The sequence below is a fragment of the Micromonospora sp. IBHARD003 genome (genome assembly GCF_056106285.1).
In genome coordinates this window covers 145,935-164,047 of record NZ_JBWBBX010000001.1, presented here as the reverse complement: position 1 = coordinate 164,047, position 18,113 = coordinate 145,935, and the positions used below count along the sequence as shown (strand labels likewise).

Below are 18,113 nucleotides of genomic sequence, written 5' to 3'. Positions count from 1 at the left end.
TCGCCTGGGTGGGGGCCGCGGCGGCCATGTGGGGCGCCGGGTGCCGCCGTGCGGCGGCACCTGGCGCAGGCCCGTGCGCAGGGTCTGGGACGCAAGGGGTGGGCGCGTTCAGCCCTTGAGGCCGCTGGTCGCGATCCCCTCGACGATGTAGCGCTGGGCGACCAGGAACATGACCACCAGGGGTGTGATGGTCACAACGGCTCCGGCGAACAGGCCGGGCAGATTGATGCTCTGGGAGGTGAGGAAGGTCGACAGGGCGATCTGGGCCGTCCACGCGGACGGGTCCTGACCGATGACCAGCGGCCACAGGAAGGCGTTCCAGCTCTCGATGAAGGCGAGCGCGCCGAGCGAGGCGAGCATCGCTCCCGACGACGGCAGCGCGATCCGGCGGTACAGGCCGAACCAGCCGAGCCCGTCCAGGCGTCCCGCTTCCTCGATCTCGCTCGGGAACTGCAGGTAGAAGTTTCGGAACAGCAGGACCGCGAAGGGGTTGAACAGCCCGGGAACGATGATGCCCCAGAGTGTGTTCACCCCGCCCAGCGACCCGACGACCACGAAGGTGGGAACGAACGTCACGGAGCCCGGGATCATCAGCGTGGCCACGACCAGGGCGAGCAGGATGCCGCGTCCGGGGATGGGGATCCGGGCGAGGGCGTAGCCGGTGGCCGAGGCGAGAAGCGTCGAGGCAGGGGCGGTGATCGCGGCGATCAGCAACGAGTTGCCCAGGGCCTGGCCCATGTGCAGCGCGGGGTCGTCGAACAGAGCGACGAAATTCTCCCAGTGCACCGTCGACGGCCACCACGTCCACTCCGGTGACGTCAGGGCCTGCGTGTCCATCAGCGCATTGCGCACCATCAGGTAGAAGGGGGTCAGGAACACCACCGTCAGAAGCCCGGCCACCAGCCCGCGTACGGGCGTACGCGACACCCGCAGGACCTGTCGCACAGTCGTCATGTCGCTCACTCCCCACCCTTGCCGAAGCCGGTGATCCGGCCCTGGAGCAGGGTTACGCCGATGATGAGGGCGGTGAGCACGAAGGCTCCGGCCGAGCCGAGTCCGTAGTTCTGGGCGCCCATGGCCGTGTTGTAGAGATAGACCAGCGGGGTCTGCACCGGGGCCGTGCCGGTTCCGCTGAGCCCACTGCTGAACAGGTTGTAGAACTCGTCGAAAGCCTGGAACGCGGCAATGAACTGCAGCATCAGAACGGCGACCGACGTGTTGCGCAGCATCGGCAGGGTGATGCTGCGCAACAGGCGCAGGCCGGTGGCGCCGTCGAGGGCAGCGGCCTCGTATATGTCCCTGGGGATGGCCTGGAGTCCGGCGAGGAAGAGCACCATGTAGAAGCCGACCTGGAGCCACAGACGCAGGGTGACGAGCACCGCCCAGTACAGAGGTGGTTCGGTGCTTTGGATCCACGGAACCGGGGACATCCCGAACCAGTCGCCGATCGTGTTGGCGATGCTGGTCGGCAGCCCGCTGAACAGGGACATCTTCCAGAGTAGTGACGCGGCGACGTAGGAGACGGCGGTCGGGATCAGGAAGGCCGTGCGCAGCAGGGCACGGCCGCGGCGGATCCGGTGCACCAGCAGCGCCAGCGCCAGGGAAGCGGCGAAGGTCACTGGCACGATGAACACCGTGAACAGCACGATCTGTATGAGCGACTGGCGGAACGCGGCGTCGGACAGCAGCGTCCGGTAGTTGTCCAGGCCGACCCACTGGCCCAGCGCGATGGTGCCCCGGGCTTCGCTGAAGCTGAGCAGGAAGCTCCAGCCGATGGCGACGTACTTGAAGACACCCAGGCCGATCAGCATGGGTCCGGCGAGCAGTGCGAAGGCTCCCCAGGCGCGCCAGTCGGCGCGGGCCCGGCGGGTGGGGGCGGTGCCCCGCGGCTGAGCCGCGGGGCCACCGGCACGCTCCTCGCTGTGAAGCGTGGCAGACGGTACGGGGTTCATCAGGCGCGCTGCTTGTCGATCTCGGGCTGGGCCTGCTTGGCCGCGTCGCCGAGGAGCTTGGCGGCGTCGCCTCCCTTGACGACTTTGGCCGCGGCCGCGCTGAACAGGGTGCTCACGGCGGCGTTCCAGGTGGAGGGGTTGCTCTTGCCGTACTTGCCGGCCAGGGCGACGGTCTCCTTGGCAGCGCCGTCGGACAGCTTGTCGGCCTTGGCGGCGACGGACATACGCGGAGGGACGTGGAAGCCGTAGCTCACCGACCAGTCCATCTGGTGGTCGGTGCCCTCGACCCAGAGCCACTGGACGAACTTCTTGGCCGCGTCCACGTTCTTGCCCTTGGCGTTGACGCAACTGGTCCAGCCGCCGACCCGCACGACGGGAGTGCCACCGGTGCCGAAGGCCGGCCAGGGCACGACGCCGAAGTCGTCGCCGAGCGCGGTCTTGATGCCGGGCATCGCCCACAGACCGCACCACTGCATCGGGACGACGTTCTGGTTGAACGCCGCGGGGTCCCACCAGTCGGTCGTGAAGCCGAGCAGCAGGGACTTGTCCTGGTGCAGGCGCGTGAGGCCGGCCACGGCCTGGGCGGCCTGCGGGGTGCCGAAGCCCGCCTTGCCGTCGGCGACCAGGGCGCCGCCGTTGGACAGCACGGCCAGTGCAGCCGAGTCGCCCAGTCCGTCGTTGCCGACGAACAGGCCCTTGGTCTTCCTGGTGGTCAGTTCCTTGGCCGCGGCGACGAGGTCGTCGAAGGTCCGGGGCGGGGTGATCCCGGCCTTGGACAGCACGCTCTTGCGGTAGTAGAGCATCATGATGTCGTCGATCATCTTGACGCCGTAGAGCTTGCCGTCGACGGTCACCATGTCGAGGGCGCCCTTGTTGAAGTCGGACTTGGCGCTGCCGTAGATGTCGTCGAGTGCGGCTATCTGGCCGCGCCGGGCGAGGTTCTCGCTGAAGTCGCCGATCTCGAAGACGTCGGGGGCGGCATCGGTGAGCAGCGTCGCGTTGAGCTTGGCGCCGTAGTCCCCGGGAACCCAGGTGACCTTGACGGCGATATCGGGGTTGGCCTTGGTGAAGGCAGCGGCGTAGCGCGTGAGGGCCTGCTGCGTGCCTGCCTCGCCGTAGGCGTGGGACCAGACGTTCAGTGTGGTCTTCGCCGTGATGGAGGAGCCACCGGTCGGGTTGGTGCTGCAACCGACCGCCGTTCCGGCCACGAAGAGAACGGATCCCGCGAGGAATCCGCGTCGGCTAAGGTGACTTCTGTGTGCACTCATTTCGCGTCCTTGCTTCGAGGGCGGGGCGTGAGAATATGGGTGGTCACCCGGAGTGGACCCAGTCCGGCGCCTTCACAGCTGGCAGGCAGATAGGTGCCGGACCGTCACACCGGGGGCTGCGGGATGACGGGTGTCTCCCGGTTGCCCGGGAGCACGGTTGTCCGTCGGCTCAGGGGAAGAGCGCCTGGATGCCGATGACGGCGGCGCCGCGGGCCCACTCCTCCCAGGGGAGTGGACGCAACGTCAGCGGGCACTGTGCCGCCGCTTTGAAACAGTGTGTTGCGTATGCCTCCTTGATATGGGTGCCGAAGAGGTCGTATGCCTCAAGGCCCTCGCCGGTGACGACGATGCGCTGCGGCCCCACGAGGCTCACCAGGGTGGCTATGCCGATGCCGATGGCATGGCCGGCCCTGATGAAGGCTTGCTCCGCGGCGGGATCTCCACTGCGAGCGAGCTGAACGGCGCCGCCGAAGTCCAGGTCCGGATCGTCGATGGCGCGGCGGACGGTAGCGAGGATCGCGTCGGTGGAGGCGATGGCCTCGATGCAGCCGACCGATCCGCAGTGGCAGCGGGGTCCCGACGGGTCGACGCAGATGTGCCCCATCTCGCCGGCTACTCCGTACGCCCCGGTGATCAGCTCACCGTTGACGACGATCGCGGCGCCGATCCCTGCACCGATGGTGACCAGCGCGAAGTATTCGGTACCGATGCCCTCGCCGAACCAGTGCTCGGCGACGGTGAGGGCCTTGACGTCGTTCTCGACCGAGACGGTCAGACCGGTCGCCTTGGCCACAGTCTCGGCCAGCGGCACATCGCACCAGCCGGGCAGGACGGAGTAGCGGACGAGGCCGTTTCGTGGGTCCACGTCCCCGGAGACCGCGATGCCCAGGTGCCGGGTACGGGCCCGGAACTCGGGTCTCGCGTCGAGCAGTTCGGTGACCAGTTCGGCCACCAGTGCGCATACGGAATCCGGGTCGCGGTCGCCGAGCGGGCGCTGGGCGATGGTGAGGATCTCGGCCCGGAGATCGCAGACCGTACCGAACAGGGTGTCGGCGCTGATCTTCACCCCGACGAAGAACTCACGGTCGGGGATGACGGCCAGCGGATTGACCGGGCGCCCGGCCCCCGGAGCAGTGCGCTCCGGGGGGAGTTCGCGCAGGTAGCCATCGTCGATGAGAGGCCTCGCGGCCTTGGTCACCGCAGTGGACGACAGGCCGGTGCGGCGGGCGAGCTCGACCCTGCTGAGCGGGCCCTCGGCGAGCAGGAGGGCCAGGACAGCGGTGTCGGCGGGTGCGGAGACCAGCGGATGCGAGTGGTTCGGAAACACGGGGGCAACGTACCGGTAAATAAATAACTTCGTCCAGTATTGATTTCGAACTCGTGCGTCCCTAACCTTTGGCCACCTCTGCGATCTCCCAGAGCCACTCCGTCATGTGCAGCCCGTCCACTCGGCGCCGAGTCCTCACCGTCGCTCCACACCCCCGGGACCCCTACGTTGCCCATATCCACGCCCGTTTCCTTCGACGCTGCCCGTGGTCTCTTCGTCCTACGGACTGCGGGGAGCGTCTACGCCATACGCATCGGTGCCGATGGAAGCCCCCGGCATCTGTACTGGGGGGCTCCACTCGACACGGACGCCCTCGCGGCGCTTCCCGCGGCCACCTCGCCCGCCGAGAGCAGCTTCGAGTCCGACGCCGCCCCGGACGAGCTCGCGCCGCAGACCGGCCCGCGTTTCGGACCGGCCGGCCTCCAGGTCCGCTTCGCGGACGGCACCCGCGGAGCCCAGTGGGCCTTCGCCGGGCACGGTGTCGACGACGGGGAACTGCGGCTGCGCCTGACCGACCGCGGTTACCCGCTGGCCGTCGAACTGTGCTACCGCGTCCGGCCCGGCAGCGACGTCATCGAGCGGTGGGCGGAGCTCACTCACACCGGAGGCGACGGATCGGGGCCCATCACCGTCGACCGGCTGGACTCGGCCTCCTGGACGGCACCGGCATTGCCCGACTACCGGCTCAGCCATCTCGTCGGCGGTTGGAGCAGCGAGTTCCAGCTGCAGCGCGACCGGCTCCCGGTCGCCGAGACCGTCCTCACCAGCCGCTCCGGCCTCACCAGCCACCACGCCAACCCCTGGCTGGCCCTCGACGACGGCAGCGCCACCGAAGAATACGGCGAGGTCTGGAGCACCGCTCTGGCCTGGAGCGGAAGCTGGCGCATCACCGTGCACCGCGACCCGGTCGGCCGGACCACCTGGACCGGCGGCTTCGGACACGAGGGACTCAGATGGACCCTCCAGCCCGGCCAGAGCCTGCACACCCCCGTCTTCTCCGGCCTCTACACCCCTGACGGCTTCGGTTCCGCCAGCCGTGCCTGGCACGACCACCTCCGCACCAGCGTCCTGCCCGCCCCCAACCGCGAACGGCCCGTCGTATACAACTCGTGGGAAGCCACCGGCTTCGATGTCGATCACCACAGCCAGCTGCGCCTCGCCCGGATCGCCGCGCGCCTCGGCGCCGAACTCTTCGTCCTCGACGACGGCTGGTTCGGCGCACGCCAGAGCGACCGGGCGGGACTCGGCGACTGGACACCGCGGCGCAAAGCCTTTCCGGAAGGGCTGCGCCCGCTCGCCGACGAGGTCCACCGCATGGGCATGGCTTTCGGGTTGTGGGTGGAGCCGGAGATGGTCAACCGCGACAGCGACCTCTACCGCGCCCATCCCGACTGGGTCATCCACGCACCGACCCGTGACGCGACCGAGCTGCGCAACCAGCTCATGCTCAACTTCGCCCGACCCGAGGTCGAGGCCTGGGCCCATCGCACCCTGGACCAGCTGGTGCGCGACAACGACGTCGACTGGCTGAAATGGGACGCCAACCGGGTCATCACCGAAGGCGGATGGGCAGACCACCCGGACCCCGATCGGCTGTGGGTCGACCACACACGCTCCGTCCACCGGATCATGGACCGACTCCGGGCCGACCACGCGGGCCTGCGGATCGAGGCCTGCGCAGGCGGCGGCGGCCGGGTGGACCTCGCCGTCCTCGCCCGCACCGACCAGGCGTGGACCTCCGACAACACCGACCCCGTCGACCGGATCGCCATCCAGCACGGCTTCAGCCAGCTCTTCCCCGCCGAGACCATGGCTGCCTGGGTCACCGACAGCCCCAACACCACCACCGGACGCACCACCCCCCTGAGCTTCCGCTTCCATGTCGCCATGGCCGGAGCGCTCGGTCTCGGTGGAGATCTGGCCGCCTGGACAGAGGACGAACTCGACGAGGCCGCCGGATTCGTCACCCGCTACAAACAGATCCGCGCCCTGGTCCAGCACGGCCGCCAGTACCGCCTCAGTGGCGCCGGAGGCGTTACGGCCGTCCACTACGCGTCCGACGACGGCACCGAACACGCCATCCTCGTCTGGCGACCCGGGAACCGCTTCGGACACCCGTCACCCGCCCTTCTCGTTCCGGCTCTCGACCCCGCCGCCCACTACCTGGACGTCGACGAAGGAATCACCCACAGCGGCGCCGTCCTGACCCGCAGGGGCATCGACCCGCGACTGCCCGCCGGTGACTACGCCAGCAGCCTGATCCGGCTGCGCCGGCACGCCTGAAGGCCCCCGCCCGCTCACCCGACCAGCAAAGGAACCGAGAACGTGACCACCCCCCGTGTCCTGGTTGTCGGCATCGACGGCGTGCGCCTCAGCCTCCTGCCGTCGCTGCACACCCCCTACCTCGACGGACTCGCGAGAACCGGCTTCCTCGCACCCGTCACCATCGACGACGACACACCGACCATGTCCGGCCCCTGCTGGGCGACCATCCTCACCGGTGTCGGCGTGACCAAACACGGGGTCTGGGGCAACCGCTTCGACGGCAACCGCATCGACGTCTTCCCGGACTTCACCACCCGCCTGGCCGCCGAACACGGACGGCGCACTTTCGCGGTCGGCGGCTGGGCCCCACTCTTCACCGCGCAGCACGGCGGACCGCTCTTCACCGCTCCCAGCAGGCTCTCCTACATCGCCCCGCGGGAGGACACCCCGGAGGCATGGGACGAGTGCGATGAGAACGTGACGGCCGAGGCCGTGAGGGTCCTCGGTTCCGGCGAGGACCTGGACGCCGGCTTCGTCTACCTCGGCGCCGTCGACGAAACCGCACACTTCCTCGGCTGCGGCCCCGAGTACCGGAGCGCCATCGAGACCGCGGACCGAAGCCTCGGCCGGATGCTCGCCGCCGTACGCGAGCGCCCCAACGCCTCGGCGGAGACCTGGACCGTCATCGTCGTCACCGACCACGGCCACCGCGACGAAGGCGGCCACGGAGGACGCAGTACAGAGGAACGCACCGCATGGATCGTCGCGAACGGCCCCGGCATCGCACCCTCCACAGCACCCGACGGTCTCCGGCACGCCGATGTCGCCGCCCACGTCTACGCCGCCCTGGGCATCGCGCCCGATTCCCACTGGACGCTCGACGGACAGCCCTTCCACTCCCACACACCGCAGATCGCCTGACACCGGCGGGAACCCACCGCCCGGTCACCGGCACAGGCGTGGAGCACCTCGCCCCCCGCGCGATCCACAACTCCGACGACGACCAGCTCAAGACGCCGTCCCCCGCGCTCGCCGGCTCCACCTCGGTGAACGGAACCACCACCCACTGCTCCTGGCCACCGCAATCGTCGTAGTCATGCCATGCGTTGGCGTCTTCTTCGCAGGCAACGGCACCTCATCGGCGGTTTCTCCCTCACTGGATCCCCCATGACCAACCCACTGCCCGAAGAGGACACCCCCTGGATTCCGGGAGCTCCCCGGCGCCAGTCCACCCGGCTCCTTCCTCTGCCGCCCGGCTCCGCGTCCGACCTGCGCGTCTACATCACAGCAGCCGACGACGCGGCCGCCGTGTCCGCCGAGACGCGGATCGACGGCCAGGACGGAACACTGCGCCTACTGCTGGGCGGTCCAAGCCCGGCCACTGCCGTCCTGCTGCTGTCCGTCGCCGACCCGGTGGCCCTCTGGCTCCCAGGCAACTCCGGCGATCGCTCCTCGCTGCGTCCGTCATGGGTCGACGACACCTCCGTCACCCCGTTCACCGGACCCGCGATCGGCAGCCTGCTGGGCCGGGGCGACCGGGCTCTGGTCACCTTCGGTGCCACTACGGCGGCTGGAAGCCTGCGCATGCGCGCCGGCATGGTCGAGGAGACGGCAGACCTGCTGCTGTCCTTCGAGGCCGATCTCGCCCAAGGCCCCATGGAGATCGTTCTCGAGCTCGACGGCGACAGCTTCGAGACCGCGGTCGCCACCGTCGGCCGCGCCCTGGGCATGACCCGCCCCCCGGTCGGCCCCTCCGAGCACGCTCCGGTGCTGTGCACCTGGTACTCCTTCCATCAGGCCCTCGACCCCGACCGTCTGCTGGAGGAAGCCGCAGCCGCGGCCAAGCTGGGCTTCGGCAACCTCATCGTCGACGACGGGTGGCAGACCGAGGACTGCGACCGCGGCTACGGATCCTGCGGCGACTGGAACATCCACCCCGCCAAGATCGGTGACGCGCCCGCACTCGTCGAGAAGATCAGCCGCCTGGGCCTGCGCACCCTCTGGTGGATCGGTACGCCCTTCCTCGGCCACCGTTCCGAGGCGTATACCGGCGGCCTCCCCACCCTGTACGAAGAACCGGCAATGGAAGCCGCAGTCCTCGACCCCCGCTCCCGCCGCGCCCGAACCCACCTCGTCAGCCGTCTCGACCACCTGGTGGGCAGCACCGGCGCCGCGGGCCTGAAGATCGACTTCTTGGAGCGGTGGGCCGCCGAAACCCCAACGGCACCGCCCGCCGACGCGGTGGAACCCTCCGTCACCCGGGCCGCACTCAGCCTCCTGGACGAAATCCATGACGCCCTGACCGTCCACGAGGATCAGCCGTCCCTGGAGTTCCGGGCACCCTACATATCCGGGGACACAGTCCGTCGTGCCACCATGCTCCGGGTCGCGGACTGTCCCCTCAGCCCCGTTGTCAATCGCACCGGCGTGATCGACCTGAGGCTGATGACGGACGGGATCGCCGTGCACAGTGACCCCATCATGTGGGGCGAGGCCGACAGCCCGGAACGGGTGGCCCAGCACCTCCACAGCAGTTTGTTCGGCGTGCCGCAGGTCTCCGTGGCCCTCACCGGTCAGTCCGAGCGACAGCTGGCCACCCTGCGGACCTGGATGCAGTTGTGGACCGAGTACTCCGATGTCCTCTTGCACGGCTCGTTGCGGGTGACCGGCATTGCCGGCAACTACACGGTTGTCGAAGCCAGCCGGAAGGGAACCACTGTCACCGCCCAGTACGCGCCCGCATTCTCCGACATACCGCACGAAGCCAGTGAGTGGATCGTCGTCAACGCCCACGACGGCGAGGTCGCCGTCCGTTCGGCCCGCACCCGTACCGCCGTCTGCCGCATCAGCGACTGCGAGGGCAACGTCGTCGACGAAGGGCCGGTCACCATCGAGGGGCTGAGTGTCCTCGGTATCCCACCCGGCGGCTTCGCCCGTCTTTCGCTGCCGGTCTGACGTCCAGCCTCGAAGGGATCCGAGAATGGCATCACTGGCGAATCCGATACCTTTTGACCGCTCCGGCATTCCCGAACCGGTCCTTGACTCCGCGCCCCACCTGATCGAGCTCTACTGGACGGCCTGGGCGATGGCTTGGGACCATGTGGTCGAGCGCGACGACGTCGCGCAATCGCCTTACATGGACCAGGGATTCGATCCGGAGACCATCTGGATCTGGGACACCTGTTTCATGGCGCACTTCTGCAAATACGCGCCCAGGAAGTTCCCCGGCATCGAGAGCCTGGACAATTTCTACCAGGTGATGTACGACGGAGCCGCCTCTTCGGTGTCCATCCAGCATCCCGACAACCCGCCGTTGTTCGCATGGTCGGAAGAGGAATACGTACGCCACACAGGCGACGTGGCGCGTGTTGCACGGATCCTCGAACGAGGCTATCTGCAACAACACTTCACCTTCTTCGACACCGTCCGGCCGGGATCGGTATTCCCCTACAGCAACACCCCTACCGCTGTCGAACGCACCGACCGGGTATACCTGTGGAACGGTGTGTGCAACGGTATGGACAACACGCCTCGAGCCAGCGAGCAGACGGAGCACGGTACTTACGGCGACATCCTCTGGTTCGACGCCGCAGCGCAGCAGGCGCTCTCCGCACGCAGCATCGCCCGGCTCGCCGAACTCGTGGGAAATCACGGGCTCGCCGCCGAATTCCGGGCCCGTCATGCCGAGCTGGTCGAATTGGTCGACGACTTCTGGGATCGGGAGGAAGGGATGTACTACGACCGCGCCAGCACTGCACCCTTCGACTTCCACCGGGTGAAGACACCAGCCGCGTACTGGCCACTGCTGGCGGGCGCGTCCGGCACGGAGCAGGCGGCGAAGCTGGAGGACGGCGCCGTCTTCGGCGGTGAAGTGCCGTGGCCCTCCGTGGCACGCGACGACGCCGCGTTCCGGGCCACGGGGCACTACTGGCGCGGCGGGGTCTGGATCCCTTTGGCCTATATGAGCGCCCGAGCACTCGCTGACGCCGGGCACGCCGCATCGGCGGCCCGCGCTGCACGGCGGCTCCTCGACCACATGGCCAGGACGTACTGCGATCACCAACCGTCGACGATCTGGGAGGCGTACTCTCCGAACCGCCCCGCACCATCGACCGGCAAGGACGACGAGTACATCGTTCGCCCCGACTTCTGCGGCTGGTCGGCTCTCGCTCCGATCGCCATGCTCATCGAGCATGTCCTCGGCTTCCGGGTCGACGCGACACGGAACGAAGTGGTCTGGACCCGCCCCGGCGGTGTGGCCGGCATCCGCGGCCTGTACTGCGGCACGACGTCCCTGAGCGTGGTCGACGGCGGAGAAGGTCTGTTGAGCGTGCAGACGAGCGGACCGCTCCGGCTCACCGTCGACAGTACGGCGTACGACCTCAGCGAGGGCTGCCACACGGTGCGCGTTCGGCACGAGTAGACATCACGGCCACAGCTCCTGACCGAAACCCAACCTGCCCTATCAGGCAGTGTCCCAACTGCCAATAGATGCACGGCTGTTGAAGCGCATAGCGTGCTGGCCTCACGGACGGCAGCCCGGACGTGGTGCCGTCCCTCCACCAACGAGGGGACACACATGCGCATCAGCACGCCCAGCAAAGCAGTTGTCGGTGCCGCTCTCGGCACCCTCCTACTCACCGGCATCAGCGCCGCAACGGCGCAGGCCGCGCAGCCGAACTACGACATCGCCGTCGCCCAGGCCCCGGCCGTCAAGACCGTCTACGCCGACACGGACGCCGCAGCGAGCTGCAAGCTCAACACCATCACCGTCACCCGCACCAGCATGTGCATGGACGTCGGCGCCCGCGTCAACGTGCTCAGGAACGGCAGGCCGGTCGGCTCCGCCACCTTCGACATCAAGCACTCCATGACGCTGAAGACCAACAAGCTGAAGTGGACGGAGAGTTTCACCGTCGGCAAGGCCAGGCTCGTCAACGCCGGCGGAATCCACATCAACGTGTCCGTCGGCGGCGGCAAGGGCGTCAAGACCGCTGTCAAGTTCCCGCAAGGGTCCACCCTCGGACCGGCCCGCAAGGGAACGGTCGGCTACGCCGCCGGCGTGGGAAAGATGAAGCAGCTCGCCAGCCCGGCCTCCTACCGGTTCACCTTCACCAAGCCCGGCTACTCGGCGGGCGGCTTCACCTACAAGTCCGCCAAGTACCGCTGCGACGACACCTTCTGGTCCCGGGACAAGAAGAAGCGCACCAAGAACCCCGGCTGCGTCTTCCCGGCTGCCTCTCCCGTCTTCACCCTTTCCCGCAGTGACGCGAAGGTGAAGCAGTCCGCCACCCACATCCTCGACGCCCAGCGCAAGATCGCCGGTCACCCGGGCGCCTCCACCCCGCTGCACCGCATCACCGACGAGAAGACCATCGACGCCCACCGCAGGGCCATGTGCGCGAGGGTGCACAACCCGGACCCCAAGAAGTACGACTGCGACGAGTACCCCTTCGCCGCCAGCAAGGAGGGCGGCAACCCGGCCCGCGGCAGCACCCGCATCATCTCCGCCGGTGACAACCGCAGCGCCGGCGCCCGCCTCGGCGGCTTCTACAAGGCTCAGCGCGTCCTCAACGCCGACGGCTACTACATCCGCATCAAGTAGGCCGCGCAACGCGCCTGCCACGCGTCGTCACGTCTACCCTTCCGGACGTAACCAGTAGGCACAGCAAGCACGATGGGGGTTCTCCATGCAGCGTTCCAACTGGCCGCTCCTTGACGGCCGTACCCGGCCGCTCAAGATGAAGGAATGGGGCGATCTGGCCGTCATGGACCCCGATGCCGGCAAGCAGCCGCGCGGACGGGGATTCCTGGCGGCAGAGAAGGACTGGCTGCACATCGACGCCGGAAGCGCCCTGGAGAACCCCATCGTCACCCTCTACGCCGGAGACGATCCGGGAGCAGAGAGTGGATGGAACGAGGTCGAAGAGATCACCGTGATCTCCACGACCGGCTTCCTCGCCCTGTGCGACAGCGGATACGAGCCGCTGCGCAAAGAGAATCTCGCCACCGCAGGAGTCGGCCCGTACCTGATCCGCGTCCATGCCAGTGACCGGTCGTCGGACGGCAAGAAGCCCCGATTCCTTATCCAGGTCATCCCCGGCGAGCGTACGGGTGCCGAGCCCGAGCCGCCCTGCTCCACGATCGAGGAGTCCGCCGGTCCGCTCCTGGTACGGACGTCCTTCGGGCAGCCGGATCAGTGGGCACACTTGCTTCAGACCCTCGAAGGAGGCTCGGAGCACTACGAGTCGATCACCGTCATCGACAACCGCGCCTACGCGGGCTTCACGGTGGATCAGATCCAGGCACGGATCGGGCGCGATGACGAGGACTGGCCCGACAGCACCCTCGTCCTCATTGCCGACGAACGCGCACTGGCCTCCGCGGAGTTCCCGTTGCTGGCCGTGAACAACCTCCCCGACGACAACGACGATCCGTTCAGGATCACTCTCGCAGCGGCCGGTTCCTTCGTCGTCAACATGGAGCAGGCGAACACGAGCTTCGGTGAGTGGGGCGGCGGTGCCGACGCCGACGGCGTCTACCGGGAAGAGCACTACTGACAGGGCCAAGGGGGCGTACACCACGTGGTGTACGCCCCCACTGTCATCCCCCTTGATGCTGAGCCGTCAGCCCCGTACGCGGTGGTGTCCGCACCCGCTCCACACGGGCACGGGCACGGCCCCCGCATCAGGCGGCCGTCGTCACCGAGAACCCGGGCGGGACGCCGGTCTCACGGCACTCGCACCGCGGATCGGAGCACAGCTTCTCGTGGGCGAGCACGGACAGCACCGCGACCTGAAGCCGCGTCTGCTGTTCCAGCTTCTCCTCGATTCGCGCAATGTGCGCCTTCACCGTGCGCTCCGCGATCCCCAGCTCCCGCGCAAGTTCCCGGTTTCCTGCACCCGTGCCCACCAGAAGGAGTACTTCCCGCTCGCGGTCCGTCAGACGTGTGAGCTTCCACAGACCCCGTACCGGATGGGCGCCCATCCGACGGTAGGCGCAGGCGTGACCGCCCGCATCGGACCGTTCAGTCATGCCGGTCCTTCCTGACCACCGCTTCTCCCCGGAAGACCCCCGTGGCCTGGGTGCGGCGGTGGCCATGTACAACCTACTGGCTTACGGCGACGGGCACGCGAGCCGTCACGGTGCCTCCACAACCCGAAAACACGCTACCGGAAAGGGCAGTGCCCGAACGGCCGTGCCCAAAGAGACAATCCCGGTCAAGGAACCCCGTCCATAGGGTTGTTGACGATTGCTCAGGAGCTCATACGACACGGGAGTCACGCATGCTCACGTCCACCAGCGGCCGTCTCGCCTCTGCCGCCATCGCTACCGTTGCCGGGCTCGCCGTCCTCGCCCCGGCCGCTCATGCCGCCGACGCCGACGCCGTCCCGGCGAAGCCGGCGGCCAAGCTGACCGTTCCGGCATACGAGAAGTACCTGAAGCAGCAGAGCTCTCCGGCCGCGAAGAAGGCTGCAGCCCAGTTCGCCAAGCTGAACAAGAACCGGAAGCAGGTCTTCGTCAGGACCCTCCAGGACCAGAAGGTCTACAAGGCCCTTACCGGCAAGGCCTGGGGCAAGATCCGCAACGTCACCACGGTCGACCACTACGGCAAGAACGTCACCTTCGTCACCAAGGCGCACTTCACGACCGCCAAGGACAAGGCCCGCACGACCACCGCGACGTTCTCCGTGACGGAGAAGATCTTCGACATCCCCGTCACCACCGAGGGCATCACCCTCGTCTACCCGACCGTCGGCAAGCTCCCCGGCACCACCACGGCCAGCACCGACGTGTTCAACATCAACGCCGCGATCCGTATCGACGCCACCAGCAGCGTCGACGGCAACGACGCCGACGGTCGTATCACCGCCCTCCCGCGAGTGAAGACCTTCGGGAAGAAGGCCGTCAAGCGCGTCACCCTCCACGCCACCAAGGGTGCCTTCATCGGCCGGCTCACCAACCAGAAGTAACACCCCCTGCGCGACGGGAGCCGCCTCCGCATCCCCCGAAGGGAGCGGCTCCCGCCCCGGCAGGAGGTGCCGGACCGCGCCGCTCGCGTCGTCATCGTCGAGGCGCGCCGCCCGACAAGGCCCCGGGACGGTCCGTCGGTCACCGACGGGCTCACAGGGGGCTGAAGCGGAAGACCTGGTCGCCGCCTCCCGTGCAAGTGGCCTGGATTGCTTCGGCACCGTCAGTGCGGGGAGGCAGGATGCCGATGCACATGCCGCTGTCCATGGGGTGCAGTCGGTATCCGTTGCCGGAGGACTCCAGGCGGTACTGCAGGCCGAGTGAGTCGGTGCAGTCGCCGGGGGACATCAGCTCCGATCCCTCGACCGGCGCTTCGTCGACACCCAGACAGCCCTTGCCGAACTCGGGGCGGTGCCACTGGATTCGGTAGATCTGGTTGCCCAGGGATTCGAGGTAGACCCTCGGCTGGGGCGCCTCGGCGCAGGGGCGCTGCACGGCGATCTCGCGGTCGGTACGGCCGTTGCGTTCCCGGCCTTCCGTGATGCACAGACCGGAGGAGCTCGCCGGGTGCATCCTCACCCAGCCGGCCTTGGGCATTCCCGCAGGAACGGGTGTCGTGGGCGCGGGTTTCCCGGTTGGGGTCCTGGCAGGCCGTGCCGAGGGCCCGGGCGGCCTCGGCGTGTCCGCCTTGTCGTCGCCGGGCGGGTTGGCGCTTGGCGACATGGACGGCAAGGGGGAGGCAGGGGATGAAGCGGACGAGGTCGGTGCCGAGGGTCTGGTGCTGCTGGGCGGGGCAGCGTCCGTCTTGTCGCCGCCAGGCTTGACGCCGGGCCACAGGGCGGCCAGGAGCACCCCCGCGATCGCGCAGGCGCTGGTGACAGCCACGGGCAGGGTACGGCTACGGCGTCTGCGTTCGTTGGCCTCGGAATGCGGTCGGGGAGGCGGCGGCGCGGTGGGCGCCGCTTTTCCCTCGGGGGCCTCGGTGGTGGTGATCGCCTGGTCGGTCGTGCTGAGGCCGGCATCGGCAGCCGCGTCCGAGAGTGTCTCGTCGTCCAGGCCGGTTTCAGCGTTCGATGGTGTCTCGTTGTGCGAACTCGTTGCGGTGTCCGTGCTGGTGGCGGTGTCGTCCGTGCTGTCCGGCGGGACGTCTTCCGCATCGCCGGCGCCGTCTGGAGCCACCGGTTCCGCGCTCATCGCGAGCCGACGGCGGGCTTCCACCCAGGCGTCGACGGTGGCCGCGTCGCCGCCGCACGCGCGGACGAAGGCGATCAGGAGCTCTTCGCGGGGGAGGTCTCCCCGTGCCAGCACGCCGGAGACCGTGGCACGCGGCAATACGTCACCGGCATCCTCGGCCCTGCGTTCCAGCTGCCGGTAACTCAGGTCGGCCCAACCGCGTAATCGGCGCATCGTGGCCACGAACTCCGCCGGCGTACGGGCAGCCTTCGGGTCCGGCCCCGTTTCCCCCATGTCCCCTCCTCGATCGCACGTTGTGAGGAGAGTAGTGCGTGCGTGAGGGGAGTGAGGGACCGGCGGGAACTGCTGCTGCAGGGCGGCGTTCATCTGAGCTGTCGTCGTCATCTTCGTGGTGGTCAGGGGGTGATGTGGCGGTAGGCGACGACCTGGTGGTGGGGTGGCAGGGGGGCGGTGCGGATGCGGATTCCGGTCTTGGGTGCTTCGATCACCTTGCCGTCGCCGGTGTAGAGCAGGATGTGGTGGCCATGGTTGGTGATCACGAGGTCGCCGGGGGCGAGGCGGGAGCGAGTGGTGCGGTGGCCGTCGTGGATCTGTGTGTATGTGGTGCGTGACAGGTTGACCCCGGCGGATTTCCAGGCTGCCTGGACCAGGCCGGAGCAGTCGTAACCGCGTGGGCCGGTACCACCCCAGATGTACGGCTTGCCCAGCTGGGCCCGGGCGAACGACACGGCTTGGGCTGCCCTGCCCTTGGGATTCGTCGCCTCTTTGGGCGCCGTGTCGGCAGGGGGCGCGGTCCGTGGTGGCACGGGGTGGGGCGGGGTCAGGTGGAGGTGCTCGCCGGCGTAGATGGTGGTCGAGGAGCCCAGGCTGTTCGCCTTCTGCAGGGCGGCCACCGTGGTGTGGTGCCGCTGGGCCAGCGCCCACAGGGTGTCACCGGGGCGCAGAAGGACCGTGGGTGAGGCGTGCGTCGGTGGTTTCGGGGACGGCTTGCGCTTGCGTTCGGCCGTGGGCGTATCTGCGGGAGCCGTGTCGGCAGGGGGCTGGGCGGGTGGCTGGAGCGTGGTGCCCCGGCCGGGGGCGAGCGGCTCGTCGGGTACCGTGTTCTGGGTCAGGACGGCACCGAACAGGACCGCCAGAACGCCCAGCAGGGTGATGCCCGCGATCCGCATGGCCGCTGTGGCGACCGATGCGGCTGTCGGCGAGAACCACTTGGCGGCAACGGACCACACCGTCCACGGTGTCGGGGCTGCGTGGCGACGCCTTCCCTCGCCCTCCTTGGCCGGCTGGTTGCGGGGGGATGCGGTGGCCGGTGGGGCGGGCGCGGGTCGGTGCTCCTGCGACCGCTTCGGCGTTGTGACGATCACCTTCGCCGGTGCCGGTTTCGTCTTCGTGGCCGTTCTCGCCGCCGGGGCTCCCGGTATGGCGGTGGGCGTCTGCGTTGTGGCGGCAGCGGTGCGCACGATCACCTGGACCATCACGATCTCCTTCACTCGAGGGGGGGGGTGGAGTCGGTTCGGTGAGGAGACTTCGCGATGCCCGGGTGTCCGGCAAGATCCCCGGGCGGCCGGGACAGTCCGGAAGTGTCTTGCCAGCTCAGGCTCCCTGTCCTGGTCCTCGTGGGCCTGTCGTCGGCGGAGGCGACAGGGGGCGCGCTCGTTGGGCGGTGCGTGCGGGGGCGACGGACGCGACGGCAGCCTCAACGTGGTTCAGGGGAGCCCGGACACCTACCTCCCGGCTCCGCAATGAACAGCTCAGACACCTCGTCGGACGGCCCCGGACTGTCCCGGCCGTCCCAACGCCTACCCCTACGTACGACCTTGGCACTTCCACGACATCGTCACCGGCTGCGCCGGCGCCTACTGCGCGATGCCTGGATACGACCTGGTCACGGGCATCGGCACACCCCATGGCGTCCGCGGGCTGCGAGCCCGCATGGGGGGACACGGCCGAGCGAAGGGTGTCGTGTCGGTCGCTGAGCAGAGGTGAGTCTGCCCGCGCGCACCAGCACGGCGCCGGTGTCCCGCACCGGTCGGCCCCTGACGGCATGGCTGCCGTGGCGTAGAGCCGTCACCATCAGGCATCCCCGGCGGCCTCCCCCGCGCGGCTCAGCCCGTCAGGAGCGCCGCGCAGTACGTG

At 68.6% G+C, this 18,113-nt stretch carries 15 protein-coding genes; 8 read left to right on the top strand and 7 right to left on the bottom strand.

The window, feature by feature from the left end; all coding sequences use genetic code 11:
• Positions 1–108: 108 nt before the first annotated feature.
• The 4 genes from ACTWOL_RS00690 to ACTWOL_RS00675 form a co-directional block, all read right to left on the bottom strand.
• Positions 109–954, bottom strand: coding sequence for a carbohydrate ABC transporter permease (locus ACTWOL_RS00690; RefSeq protein WP_474293147.1), 846 nt, complete (start codon positions 952–954; stop codon positions 109–111).
• Positions 955–959: 5 nt separating this feature from the next.
• Complete coding sequence (locus tag ACTWOL_RS00685; RefSeq protein ID WP_474293145.1) at positions 960–1,952, bottom strand: carbohydrate ABC transporter permease; 993 nt, start codon at positions 1,950–1,952, stop codon at positions 960–962.
• A complete protein-coding gene (locus ACTWOL_RS00680; RefSeq protein ID WP_474293143.1) occupies positions 1,952–3,220 on the bottom strand; it encodes an ABC transporter substrate-binding protein in 1,269 nt (422 codons plus the stop codon). The genes ACTWOL_RS00685 and ACTWOL_RS00680 overlap by 1 nt, the downstream gene beginning before the upstream one ends.
• A 169-nt stretch (positions 3,221–3,389) precedes the next feature.
• Positions 3,390–4,547, bottom strand: a complete 1,158-nt coding sequence (locus ACTWOL_RS00675) for an ROK family protein (RefSeq protein ID WP_474293141.1) — start codon at positions 4,545–4,547, stop codon at positions 3,390–3,392.
• 168 nt (positions 4,548–4,715) lie between these two features.
• On the opposite strand from ACTWOL_RS00675, the gene ACTWOL_RS00670 reads away from it, so the two are divergent.
• The 7 genes from ACTWOL_RS00670 (at position 4,716) to ACTWOL_RS00640 (ending at position 13,372) form a co-directional block, all read left to right on the top strand.
• On the top strand, positions 4,716–6,830 hold the full coding sequence (locus tag ACTWOL_RS00670) for an alpha-galactosidase (protein ID WP_474293139.1): 2,115 nt from the start codon (positions 4,716–4,718) through the stop codon (positions 6,828–6,830).
• A 42-nt stretch (positions 6,831–6,872) separates the two neighbouring features.
• Complete coding sequence (locus tag ACTWOL_RS00665) at positions 6,873–7,733, top strand: alkaline phosphatase family protein (protein ID WP_474293137.1); 861 nt, start codon at positions 6,873–6,875, stop codon at positions 7,731–7,733.
• Positions 7,734–7,771: 38 nt separating this feature from the next.
• Positions 7,772–7,906, top strand: coding sequence for a hypothetical protein (locus ACTWOL_RS00660; protein ID WP_474293135.1), 135 nt, complete (start codon positions 7,772–7,774; stop codon positions 7,904–7,906).
• 73 nt (positions 7,907–7,979) lie between these two features.
• Positions 7,980–9,767, top strand: a complete 1,788-nt coding sequence (locus tag ACTWOL_RS00655; protein WP_474293133.1) for an alpha-galactosidase — start codon at positions 7,980–7,982, stop codon at positions 9,765–9,767.
• A gap of 25 nt (positions 9,768–9,792) precedes the next feature.
• A complete protein-coding gene (locus tag ACTWOL_RS00650) occupies positions 9,793–11,235 on the top strand; it encodes an MGH1-like glycoside hydrolase domain-containing protein (protein WP_474293131.1) in 1,443 nt (480 codons plus the stop codon).
• Between the two features lie 156 nt (positions 11,236–11,391).
• The gene (locus tag ACTWOL_RS00645) at positions 11,392–12,417 is read left to right on the top strand and encodes a NucA/NucB deoxyribonuclease domain-containing protein (RefSeq protein WP_474293129.1); all 1,026 of its coding nucleotides are present in this window, start codon (positions 11,392–11,394) and stop codon (positions 12,415–12,417) included.
• Positions 12,418–12,502: 85 nt separating this feature from the next.
• Positions 12,503–13,372 carry a DUF6924 domain-containing protein gene (locus ACTWOL_RS00640; RefSeq protein WP_474293128.1) on the top strand — a complete coding sequence of 290 codons (870 nt, stop codon included), beginning with the start codon at positions 12,503–12,505 and terminating at the stop codon, positions 13,370–13,372.
• Positions 13,373–13,499: 127 nt separating this feature from the next.
• Here the strand turns inward: ACTWOL_RS00640 and ACTWOL_RS00635 are convergent, their stop codons facing one another.
• Positions 13,500–13,847: a response regulator transcription factor gene (locus tag ACTWOL_RS00635; protein ID WP_474293126.1), complete on the bottom strand. Its 348-nt coding sequence runs from the start codon at positions 13,845–13,847 to the stop codon at positions 13,500–13,502.
• 251 nt (positions 13,848–14,098) lie between these two features.
• Between ACTWOL_RS00635 and ACTWOL_RS00630 the strand changes: the two genes are divergently transcribed.
• A complete protein-coding gene (locus tag ACTWOL_RS00630; RefSeq protein ID WP_474293124.1) occupies positions 14,099–14,785 on the top strand; it encodes a hypothetical protein in 687 nt (228 codons plus the stop codon).
• 151 nt (positions 14,786–14,936) lie between these two features.
• On the opposite strand, the gene ACTWOL_RS00625 is transcribed toward ACTWOL_RS00630, so the two are convergent.
• Together ACTWOL_RS00625 and ACTWOL_RS00620 are read right to left on the bottom strand one after the other, a co-directional pair.
• Positions 14,937–16,250: an RICIN domain-containing protein gene (locus ACTWOL_RS00625; RefSeq protein WP_474293122.1), complete on the bottom strand. Its 1,314-nt coding sequence runs from the start codon at positions 16,248–16,250 to the stop codon at positions 14,937–14,939.
• A 122-nt stretch (positions 16,251–16,372) separates the two neighbouring features.
• On the bottom strand, positions 16,373–17,452 hold the full coding sequence (locus ACTWOL_RS00620) for a C40 family peptidase (RefSeq protein ID WP_474293120.1): 1,080 nt from the start codon (positions 17,450–17,452) through the stop codon (positions 16,373–16,375).
• Between the last annotated feature and the right edge of the window lie 661 nt (positions 17,453–18,113).